Annotated in this window: 2 protein-coding genes; both read right to left on the bottom strand. The window is 46.1% G+C overall.

What is annotated here, in order from left to right; all coding sequences use genetic code 11:
• Positions 1-3 precede the first annotated feature (3 nt).
• On the bottom strand, positions 4-10,893 hold the full coding sequence (locus tag QNM19_RS04180; RefSeq protein WP_049862947.1) for a SpvB/TcaC N-terminal domain-containing protein: 10,890 nt from the start codon (positions 10,891-10,893) through the stop codon (positions 4-6).
• A complete protein-coding gene (locus QNM19_RS04175; protein WP_049862946.1) occupies positions 10,890-12,254 on the bottom strand; it encodes a hypothetical protein in 1,365 nt (454 codons plus the stop codon). The genes QNM19_RS04180 and QNM19_RS04175 overlap by 4 nt, the downstream gene beginning before the upstream one ends.
• Between the last annotated feature and the right edge of the window lie 226 nt (positions 12,255-12,480).

The raw sequence follows: 12,480 nt of genomic DNA, 5'->3' as shown, positions 1-12,480 counted from the left end.
ACCTTAATCACACTTGATCCCGCAAATTTTTTCAAATGTAGTCTCATTTCGCCTTTGCATAAGTAAAGAGTTATAACCTGCTCCACCACCAATATAGCCTCCTGAAACATAAACTGCACTTCTTTGAGTCACACCTTCAGTGCCATTTATATGTTTTAAATCTGGACCTGAAAACCCACTGCTTGAGGCTCCATGGCTATGCCAGTACGACTTTATATCGCCCAAAACATCGATTGCCACTCTATTCCTATAATATTGAGTTGTGATGTCGGCCCCTGTGACCATTCTTTTTTGGCTTAGACTCCATTGATCTCTAATTCCAGCTCCAATTTCTATATCATATTTTACCGATAAAGGGTGAACATTATCATGTAACCACTTAGCTGCCTGAGTGCTATCATCAAACTCTTTTGTTGATAACTTTTTTTGTAATGTTGCATACTCTTCGTCAAACTTTAATTGCTCTTCCTTAGTAAGATTTCTAAGAACTCCCTCTTTTCCATCTGAACTTAAGTGACTGTGCCCATCAGTAGCCCCCCAATCCGTCCTCACCGCAGTAACAAAAGCCGCACTATAAGCACCATTTTTAAACTTCCCTCCGGTTACTTTTGAAATTGTACCGCCAACAACAGCTGAGATTAGAACATTCCCAATAGGGTTACTGACATAGTTCCCGCCTCCAACTGCGCTATTAAGTCCAGCTGCCCAGAAGCCATGGCCGAAATTGCCGCCATTTATGTCACTCATAATGCCGCCAACAATGCCATCAAACATAAACCGAGCGAATACATTTTCAAAGCCGCCCCCTCCTAATTGAGACGTTGCAGCAGAGGTTAAGCCAGCCTTAAATGCCTGAGATGAACTGCCACCCATCGCTCTGGTAAACTCGTAATTCCATGCCGCAGCACACGCAGCCTGAGCTGGTCCACAAAAAGCTGTCAGCATATTCCCCGCAATGCTGGTAATTTCTGCACCAAATACCTTTACCACACCTCTGATGATTTGACGGTTTATCTTCTTCGTGAGGTTATGTAACTTCTTAAACAAATACCCACTTGGATCCGTATACGACAGCGGATTATTCAACACATAACTATAAGCATTGTAGTTCTGCAAATTCGTAGGCGCCTGAACAAACGGATCCGCCTGCATAAAGCGGCCTGTTTCCGAGTCATAGATCCGGCCATTCATATGAATGATGCGTTTATCACCACCTAGCGAGACCGGCTCATGGCCCGTGTAAGCTCTCAGGTTGTCGTTAATATGATTGAACACACTGCCCATTAGTTCATCATTCGACTCTACCTCGCGCTGTTTACCAAATATGTCGTATGAATAACGTACCAGTACCTGGTGCTTGTGGTTGGTTACCGCAATAGTTGAACCCTGATGGTCGGTAAACAGCCACTTGATCTGGCTTCGTCTTGTTCCATAGTAAGTTTGCTGTGCGTCATTGCCGATGTAACGGTTGATAACAGACTGGCCATCTTTTGACTTGGGGATGGTCAGTTCCAGCGCACCTACATAATAAACCGTATTAGTCGCATCCTCTCGCTTAAAGCGGCGGTTATTCGCGTCATATTTAAAGGTTACAGTTTCACCATTACCCGAAATCTCTACTGCTTTATTTCGCGCACTGTAACCAATTGAGGTAATACCATCACTGCCTGCACGCTCAACCTGATTACCATTGGCATCATATCTAAACGACTCAATCTTGCCCGGCAGATTGCCAAAACAACCCGAGTTACTTGCACGGCTTCTTGATGAAATAGCATGTAATGGTGCGTTGCCTTCATCATACTTCTGAGTCCAGCGACCCAGCACCATTACTGAAGAGTCTCCATACCCAGAGCATCCAATTTCACTGCCAACCAAATAATCCGCTTTCTCGATTAAATTGCCAGTCGCGGAGTACTTAAACAGATCGACATTATTCACTCCAAGCACACGGCTCAGGTCGTCGTAGTGATACTCCCGCATTGCCATCCCTATTTGAGAGCGGGTTTTCAGGTTACCCAAACTATCAAAGCTATAGGTATCACTTTGAATGTGCGGCATGGTTTCACTGAATATTCTGGTTACCATGCCTTTTTGGTCATAAGCCAGCGTCATAGTCACGCCACCTTTTTCATATTTGGTGACCTGACCGCGCGCATTTAGCCCTGTGACACGGTAGTATGGGGGCAAGTTGCCATCTTTACGTGCTTCTCTTTTTTCCAACAGCTGACCATTTTGATAGGTCATCGCAACACCACGGGCTTCAATGATCTTGCCTTGTTCAGAAACACGATAATCGTCAAACTGCAACGCTAACCGACTGTAGCTATCGTAAAAGTTCTGCTGGATCACACAGCGATTTTCGATTGGATCCAGGTTAAAGCCATCTAAAATACGTAAGTCTGCCGTTTTATTATCGGATTCAACTTTAACCAGTTTATCTGTACATTGGGCAGTGCCATCCAGTGACGTCAGCGTGGCGGATGCTCGCCCAAAGGTGTCATAGTAGTATGTTTGTTTCCAATCGCTTCCCTGAGTGCTGGACAGTAATTGATGCACAGTGTCATTGGTTTGACCGTACACCCATTCGCTGTTGCCCTCATTGACAACACCGTTTGGTGTTGCTTGTGCTTGCTTAATTTTACGACCCAGGAAGTCGTACTTCATCGTCAGTACAACACCTCGCGCATCAGTCTGTCCGACCAGCTCACCAAAGGCATTGTATGTGTATTGCCAATAGCCTCTATCTAAATCCTGCACAGACTTTTTGCGGCCCATGTCGTCATAACGAATGGTGCTCAGCAGCTGATTACTATATGACTCAGCCAACGAACTCACGGTCAGCTGATCGCCCAGTGCATTATAGGTGTAATCCAGTACCTGGTTGTTCGCATCAATAACCTGAACAGTCTGACCAACCGCATTGCTTAACGACGTTTTGATCTGGTCATCAAAACCTGACCCGCTAATGGTAACCGTGGTCTCACGTCCAAAAATATCCGTCTGCGATGTTGTACCATTATTGTTATCTACCACGATGGTCGCTCTGTCCAGCGCGTCAAAGTGCTTAGTGACGGCATGCGAGCCCGCTTCTTTAATCACATCATTACGACTGTACTGATCAAACTGATACCAGGCAGTCAGCCACTGATTAAGTACGGTCAGTTTACGCACAGAGTAGGTACGGCCCAGTTTATCCAATAAGTGCTGTTCCCGAAGTACTCCGTTTACGACTTTATTTAAACGTACAGCACAGTTATCCGTATCACTACACGGTGTGTAGTAACTGTAGGTCTGAGCCCCGGTATTGCTGAATGAGCCGATTTTTCCACCAAAATGATCGTAAAGTAAGTCGGTCTGTACGCCATTATTGTCTATTACGGACAAGGGCTGGCCGAACACATTTCGACTCGCAACCCCTTGGCCATTTTCCACAACTTTACCCGAGACCAATGACAATACACTCTTACTGCCACTTTGCTTGGTATAGAGTACATAACGTCCCTGCGCATCAAAGATAGTCTCTGAAGTACGTGTCTCACGCTCTACTCCAGTACATCCTGTATTTGTGCTCGCTACTTTTACTTTATTACCGAGGTCATCATAAGTATGTTCTGTCGTCAGCTCATATTCGCAACCCAACCCTTTGCCAACCACTTCTTTATGCAGCATATTTTCATGAGTATGACCAAGCGGATAGTACTCAAAGTGACTCTTTTTAGTGATTGAGTCCAGACCCAGTCCTTCATAAGTAACAGTGGTGTCCGACAGTCGACCCAAGCGCTTATGCGTGTCAGAAGTACCGTATTCGTTTACCGTGGTTACAGTGCGCTGCAGATCACCTCCAGCACCAACAACTGTGAAGTGTTCAGCACCTGAGGCACTCACATCATAGGTATTCACAATCAGGTTTTTCACATTACTGTGATCGTCTTGCAGTGTTGTGGTCTCGGTACACGTGTATGCACTTACACTCATGTCCGTGTTTACTACAGCACTACATTCACGACTGTCTGAGTTGTACACACGATAGGCTGTCACACCATCCAATTGCAGTGTTTTACCGACAGAGTATTCATTGACCGCTTTGCTAAGCAGCACACTACTGCCAGCTGATAGCATTGTCTTCTGCGTCGAATACGGCATGCCGGTCAACGGAAACGCTTGGTGATAACGCGTAGTTGTCTCAAAAGACTTACCGCCTTTTTGCGTCGTCGTCTTCAGCGTTTTAAACCCTAACGGTCCGCGACCGCCGAACTGTATGCGTGCTCCCTGATAGTGGTACTCCACTTTGGCTTTATCGCTAGACAACGCGCCATCTCGATTACTCGGACTGTCTGTTTCAACGCTTTGCACCAATATGCCAGCGCCTGTCATTTTACTAACTAACAGTTGCTGAGCATTGAAACGCCCTAAATCTGAGGTCAGCTCATCTTCAAGATCGGTATACACCGCAGTATCAGACATGAAACCATAGTTAATCAGCGTGGTATTAGTGTGGCCCGCATACCCCTGATCCACTTCGCGCAGCATACCTGCTGTTGCAAGCTGATTCAGGTTATATCTCACGCTCACGCCATAGTCATGCTTTACAAGAATGTCAGCGACGCCATCGTTGTCATAATCACTGAAGAAGGCAAAATCACCGCCGCGTGTATCTACGGCAAGTTCAAATGCATTGTCAGTGATCTTTTCAAATGTCTCCTTTGCCGGCGACCATTCATAACGACGCCATTGCTTGTTAGTCTTCTCTTTAAAGAACAAGTCTGCCTTGCCGTCTTTATCCACATCCATAGACATTGGCGGGATCAACTCGCTGACTGACCAGTTATCATTACCAGATGACTTAGCAACGATATTAAAGACATCTTTAAATGACACCCGCTCACTGGATTGATTGAGTAAAACATGCCAGCGCTTAACATTGTGGTTGTACTTTTGTGTGGCAAGATACATCAGATCAACCAGGCCATCGCCATTCACATCGCTTGGCGTTAAGAGTTCTATTTTCTCCTCTGATGCAACGTCCTGTGCGAGGAAGCGCTCAAACCCACCAAACACAGTTTGCCCCTGGTTATAGTGCACAGAAATGCGTTTAGCATCGTCATTATTACAATGACTCGACTCACATTTTAGCGACACAATATCAGCCAAACCGTCGAAGTTCATGTCAATTACATGCCAGTCGCTGCCTTTACTAGTAAAGTCTCCATATGCACCAAAACCAATACCATTCTCTTTCGTGTGCAGCGTAAACTGCGAACCAAACGCTTTGGTTTGCGGGTTTGTCAGTCTGACATAAAGGTTAGGGTCGTCCTTTTTCTGCTTATATACCAGGTCAGCATAGCCGTCACCGTTCATATCGGCGGGCTTGATCTCTCGCATATATTGATTATTCGGCCACCCACCGGGCAGAGCCTGATACTGCAGTACATTGTTGTCACTAAGAGCGTAATGAGCCCAGTAGCCAGGGTTTGCATCCGAAGTATGCTCAGCGCGCATATTGACCATCAGCGTTTGTTTGCCATCCAGATCATGATCAATGGCAAACAGGCTCACGCTTTCGTGGTTATCTTTACGGAAGATATTCTGACATGCCAGCTCTTCTGCTTCACGATATGTATGCCCCTGATAAACGCAGAGTTTATAACGCTTCGCGCCTTTATCGGTCTGCTCTAAGGTGACCAGCTGTGTCTGCCCGCTCCCCTTGAGATCAGCTAAGGTGATAGACGCAAGGGCGTTATCCATCCGCTCTTTGGAATACACCTTGCTGAACGAGTCAAAACTTAGACTGGTTGCAAATTTATCGTATTTAAAGGTCACTGGTGCACGACACACTGTGCCTCGACAATGTGCAATACTTTCAAGGAGTCGTACACCATTGGTCGCGTTAGCAAAGCCAAGCTGATAGTTAGCCAGTTCATTACCCAGATGATTGAATACCTGGATAGTGCTCAGGCGTGCAAATTGCGTGGTTCTCGCCTCGTCGATATAACCAACATGGCGAAGCTCACCCAGTGCGTGGTTGAACACGACACGGTTGCCACTGTAATTAATTTCTGTCAGTACTTTTTCTGTGTTTGCAGCGTTATTTGTGTCCACCAGCTCTTCGTACACATAGCTAATAGTGGTACTTTCCTGACCCAGATTGTCATTTACTTCTGACAGCATCCAGCTCATTGTGTGTTTAACACCATCTGCATCCGTAAGGTTTTGTCGGCTCTTGTCCGAGGCACCATAGCGTTTAACAGAACCATCCTTCGCAAGTACAACAAACTGTGTCTGACTGCCGTAACCTAGCTTGTAAACGGTTGTTGATGAGTCAATTTCAGTCATAAACTCGTCAACGATTTGTTCACCATCAAAGCTGCCATTGTGCGTATGAACGGCTTTGCTGATCAGACGCTGACCATCCAGACAGTAGCGATCCTCATCACTTAGCGTGAGTCCTCTAAACTGGCCATCCTGTGCTTTGGTTTGTCGGCATCGCGTCACACCAGATGCTGCACTCAAGCTCCAGCCCAGTGCCACTAAGCCATCGCCACCTTGTGAGTTGTAGTTCAGACTAATCTCAGGCTGAACACCGGTAATACCAGCAGGTATAGCGATTGGTACAGAATAAGAAGCAGCACCACTTTCTGTCACTCGGAAGCTGCCTGTCGTTGGCTGTAATGTGGCATGGGCCAATAACACATTCTCACCAGGTAAGTGATTTTCAATCTCAACTTTTGGCATTGAGAAACTTGGCTCACCCTCGACTGCCGAGCCTGTGATCGTGATGATGACTTCGTCGGAGAAGTTATTGCTACACCTGGACGTTTGCTTGTGCTTCAGCGTCGCAATAGATTTAACACAGGCTTTTGCCTTAAACTGATAATTACCGTTATGAATAAATGCTTCATTAAAGGTCCCCGGGTTCCCTTCGGCCGTTCTGTCAGCATCAGCTGTTCCAATCTTTACAAACTGGTTGCTGCCAGGCTTTAATCCGTATAATTCATACTCCTCAACCAGCCCTGTTGCCGTCATGGTGAAATCAATAATGCCACTGTTCTCTGTCGCATTCAGGGTCGGGCTCGGCAGACCATCTCGGCCATCAGCAGGGTTGGAGCCTATAGCATTTTCTACCTCATCACTCAGACCGTCACCGTCCGAATCGTAATCAAAGTGGCAGCCATCACTAATCAGGCAGCGGCCATAGAAATATTTGAGTAAATTAAAGGTTGCCTTTTCATAGGCAGACGCGCCCGCACCTAGTAGATCGATGATCACATTCGCCCGGGTCACTCCCTGTTCAAGAATACCAACCCAGTAGGCCTGATCACCCGCACCATAGGTTGTTCCATACAGTATCTGGTCTGTATCAGGATCAACCAACAGATAGTCAAATAAGGTACTAATGAATTGCGCGTTCGAAGAATCCGACAATTCCGGGTTTGCCTTGATCAGGACATTGATCACTTCATTGAACGGATGACCATTAGCCATCAGGTATGCCATAAAGCTCACTTCAGCTTTGCTGGGAGTCCTTTGCAGCAGGATCAGCATTGCCTTTGTAAGCAATACAACATTGTCGGTGTTCTGATTAGGCGCCCATTGCTGAGTTTCCCATTGCTTGAGTTCATCCGAAAACTGATCCGCCAGGCCGCTAATGTTTTGCCAGGTTAGCGCATTGGCATGGATCATTCGATCATCGATGACATGGAGCTCACCGTCGTGCGTTGTCACATAGATGTGGCCAGACGCAGACACTTGAGGTTGCATCACAACCCCCCCACTACGCGGGAAAGTATAATGCCAGTTTACCAGGCCGTTTTTTGGATTAAGCGAATACAGTGCCTCATCCATAGAGCCAACCAAAAGGACACCGTTCTGGTCAAATTGCGCACCGGCCTTGATCTCACCCTGTGTTTTAAACTGCCACTTTTTAGTCATTTTTACACTAGCAAGCGGATCATGTTCCACCCGATAAAAGTGGTGGTTCAATGAACCAAAGTAGATATTGTCGACTTTTCTGGCATTGAGTGCATCAGACACAGGCTCCTGTCTTACCAGCGGCTTGGCGGTCACATAAAGGTCACCGTCTGGCTCATTGTATCTGCGTAAATACTCCAGGCCGTGATCAGTGCGAACCTTGTACGCCCAAAGCCCACTAGATTTAGGCCCTTGGCCCATATAGAGTACGTTATTATCACTGATCGTAAATTCGCGGCCTCTCAACCGAGGACGTTGCGCAGAACCAGTTTCGTCAAGGATGATTTTGTTTTGCAGGTAAGGGCTCTCAGGAGTGTCATCTGCACGCACCTCGTTTTGTGCAATTAACTCCACGCCAGCATTCAATAATCCGAGTAGAATACGCTCAGACACTAGACCCTGGAATTCTTCTTCACCTGTTCTTATCCTATTGATTGCATAAGTCTCACCTGTTCTGCGTAGACGTGCATGGAAACTGCCACTTATGCCAATCCCCGCAACACTGACTTTCGCCCATCCAACAGGACAATCATTGTAGTTACCGTTACAAGACTCAATTTTGGCTGAGTCTATATAGGGCGATATATGTTCGACGGAATGTTGCTGACCAGCAGTACATACCCCCTGACTATTACAAGCGCGCAACTCATATGTATACATCCCCTGAACAAGGTTATTTACGCCATGAGAATAGTAAGCAGTCATAAAGCTTTGACTACTTCCGGTACCAGCCTTATCAATTAACAAAGTGTGAGGAGAAGAATGTTTGTCGCTGGGGAGACCTCTCCAGGAAACCAGTCTATAGCTTGTTGTTACATCATCCCGGTTCTGCTTCCAGGTTAGCAAATAAGGACCGCTCGCCTGTGATTTATTTAAACTTGTAAAAACAGGCCCGTGAGGTTTAGCTTCGTGATTAACTACAGTTATTGCTGCACTGCCTTCCTCACCCGATACACTTTGGTGTGAGTTTTCGGCAACGCCATGGGCGAATACACGCAATGACTTGCCATGATCTGACACTTTAGTCTGTATTGTGGTTGTGTAAGCGGTACCATTAATACTTACCCGGCCGTCTTTCATTGGATACGGCGCGCCGCTCATAGTAGCTCGCATAACCAAGTCATTGGTGTTATTTAACTGAGTAAATTTAACTTCAACTAACCCTGCACCTAAATCCTTCAAAGCGATATTTGGCACACTGGGCTCCGCCGGAATTGGGTCAAATAGCCTGATATCCGGTAACCTGGCTGTTACTTCGTGACCGTCATTGTCTCGTGCACTCAGAGTTAGCTCAATGTTATCTCCGGCATCAGCCCGCGATGGACTCCAGCTAAAGTTCACGATTTTTGCGCCCGCCTCGTCACTCGCCATCGGCAGTACAAAGCTGTTTAACGACGGTGAGATAGTCACTCCGCCAGAGACAGGAGACCCGTTGCGTTTGAGCGTTAAAGAGGACAGTTTAGGTAGCCCACCACTGTTGGTACGGCGCGAAAATGCCGATGCGTGCACAGTAAAGTTCACTTTGTCCCGACCAATAACAAACAATGATTTTGTGGGGCTGGAAACACTGATGCCAAAATGGCTGACATAGTTCACAACCTGACTAGCCGCATTTGGCTTGCCAATTTCAGGCACGGCATAGGCGTAGTAAGTTACCTCACCGGGTGTACCGGATCCGTTAATTGTGACGGAGCAATTTGAATCACCGGTACTACAGCTTTTCACTGATGTGGCGCAGCCTTTATTGGTATTTTGATAATTACCTGGTGCTTTACATATTTTGTACTCTTTTAAGCCAGACGCATGGCTTGCAGTCGCCGTTAATGTCACGGGTTCATCAATAAACGGGCTCACTGTACTAGCCGTCAAAGTGACAGCGGGTGGAGGCGCAAGCTTTACTTTAAATGACAGCGTCTTACTGGCTCCCGCCCGGTCGAGCACTCTGACACGTAATGGTGAAATATCTGCAGTGACCGGGATCACTACATTGGTACATCTTGTATTTCTCCCCGACGTATCACATGAGCCGCCACTGTAGGCCGAAATATTGGTAAAGCCGTTACCTGTGTTCAACTCTACCTTGTCTATTCGGTTGGAAGACGCATCATCTCCATCATGTGCGTTTACATCCAGGGTCAGATTTTGATCCGGCGCAATTTCAATCTCGCTGCCTTCAGCGACTTCTTCACCACCACGCTTCACCGAAAGACTGGGAGGCGTATTTTGCTCTTTAACCAAAACAGAAAAAGTATGTGTGGTTGTATTTTTTTTACTATCCGTTGCCGCAATTTTAAACTTATAGGTGCCATTGGCTACCAAACTACTTTTATAAATAGAGCGACTACATTGATAAATGCCCTGCTGATTACTCTTAACACTGCAGGTTTTTGCATAGCTCTTGTAGGGCTGCTTGACGCCATCAACAAAGACATCATACGACAGATTAAGCGCCGTGATATCATGGTTTACATCCTTGAAAGAGGCAGAACCAAACAGTCTCCAATTGTCATAGTCCGCTATGTTATTGGTTCCGCTGTAATTCGACTCTACCAGCTCAGGCTTGGTGTTTTTCGTCACAACGATTGTTCTGTAACACGAGTAATCAGGATCCTGTTCGCTTTTAGGATTTCTGACCACAAGTGATAGCTGATACTTTCCTGCACTTGGGAATTTGTAGCGCAATGAAGTAGCTGTTTTACTCTGCTCTAATACCGTGGTTCCGCGCTTTAACGTTAATTGTCTATAAGGCGTATGACCAAACGATAGCGTTGTGGTTTTGCTACCGAGTGTTACATGAGTTTCGTCGCCAGCTATGGCAAGGAGCTCAGATGAATTACACACAGGTACACGCGCATTATATGCCTGAACTGAACCACTCAGGAAAGTCAGAAAACTAATGGTGAATAACTTAGATGGATTCATAGCTTTTTCCTCCATACAACTGGCAGCGTTTGGGGTTGTTTATTTGTGTTATCTGCCTGAGACTCAGTTTGCTCTGAGCCAAAAAGCTGCTCCATGGTGTTGTTAATGATGGAGGGCGATGTCAGCGTAGGTACATTGACACCAAACAGTTCATCGTCGTTTTGCATAATAAGCTGCTGCATTCCACCTGAGGACTCAGTGATCAGTGACGGTGTATTGATAAACCGCACTTGCGCTTCACCCACGTTATATTCACTTAGCACGACCTCGAGGTTATTCGGGTCTAAGACCTGTATCAGACCATTGTGATGAAAAACGTAAATGCCACCCTGAACTTCTGTGGTGGGGGTAAATATCCCAGAGACGGTACGCAAAGCACGATCACTGGTCGATAGTTTCGATTGCACGAATAACGGGCTGGCAAGCAGGTTACTGTTTGTGGCTTTGCTACGTTGCGTTATTTTGCCATCTGATAATCGCGCTCGATACACTTGCCCGGTGCCATTTAGCATGCTGACGGAGAACAGAAGCTCACTGCCAATGAGCGTAGGAGTATCATTAACCACACCAGGTAGAGATAATTTCCATTCGGGTTTCCAGTCGACAATTTTGCCTGCCTGCTTGTTCACTGAATAGCGGTACAATGTTTGGTCGTGAGTGGCAAAAAAGAGGTTATCTTCATTTTCGAGTACAGAGTGCTCCACCACGTCCAGGCCCGATAAAAAGTGAGGCTGATGGTACTGGCCCTTAACCCCGTCCAATTGTATGGGATTCTCTGGCATCGTTGTGATTGAAAGTGCGCGAGTAGTTGCCTGACCATTAAAGTCATAAGCGGTCAGCTTAAAGTGCGACCTCTGGGTTATCTGAGTAGTCAGTGTGCCTTGCTGAGGATTAAGTATCGGCCAGCTATATACCGCTGATCCATTTTCGTAACGTGTTAATGAAACCCTGGCTGCGCCCGTAATTTGCCAGCCGAGTTTAAGCTGCCCGAATTCATCCACCTGACTGCGGTCACTATAAAATGCATTGACTGAAAATAGTTCTGATGTCACTCGGTTTTGTTGTTTAGCTTCAGCACATCCGTATTCATCACAGGCAGTCACACGATAAACACCTGATGCGGTGCTTGGCATGGTGTAGTGGTTACCCTGATAATTGGCATTTACGATCACCCATTTACCATTAATATACTGTTCAATACGGTAGTAATCTGCATCACCCACTGCGGTCCACACCAGCCTGTCACCGGCATCATTAGGCTGGACTGAAACATAAACAGGTGCATCAGGTGAGCGTTCAATTGGGATGAAAGTGGTGAACTTCCCAACTTTGATTGGGGCGTACGCTTGCTTAAACTCCATAGCGGTTACATTGTTTACCGCTAAAAAACTTAATGCAAAAAGCAAAACAATTAGTCTATAACTCATGCAGAAGGTGGCCTAAATTTAGTCAACATGTTCAAAATGGCCGCAGATTCTATTTTATGGTTGCAAAATACACAACTATAAACAGTAAATGTTCGTAAACAAATTCACTATGAAACTCTTATCTATCTACTACTAAAGGAGTTTATTTAAGCCTCATCCT

It is taken from the genome of Pseudoalteromonas ardens (assembly GCF_030125445.1).
Classification (GTDB): domain Bacteria; phylum Pseudomonadota; class Gammaproteobacteria; order Enterobacterales; family Alteromonadaceae; genus Pseudoalteromonas; species Pseudoalteromonas ardens.
Note: the sequence above shows the minus strand (reverse complement) of the source record. Positions and strands in the feature narration are given on the sequence as shown.

Coding starts and splice junctions, on each gene's coding strand:
- QNM19_RS04180 (WP_049862947.1), bottom strand. CDS start 10,893: ATGAATCCATCTAAGTTATTCACCATTAGTTTTCTGACTTTCCTGAGT.
- QNM19_RS04175 (WP_049862946.1), bottom strand. CDS start 12,254: ATGGAGTTTAAGCAAGCGTACGCCCCAATCAAAGTTGGGAAGTTCACC.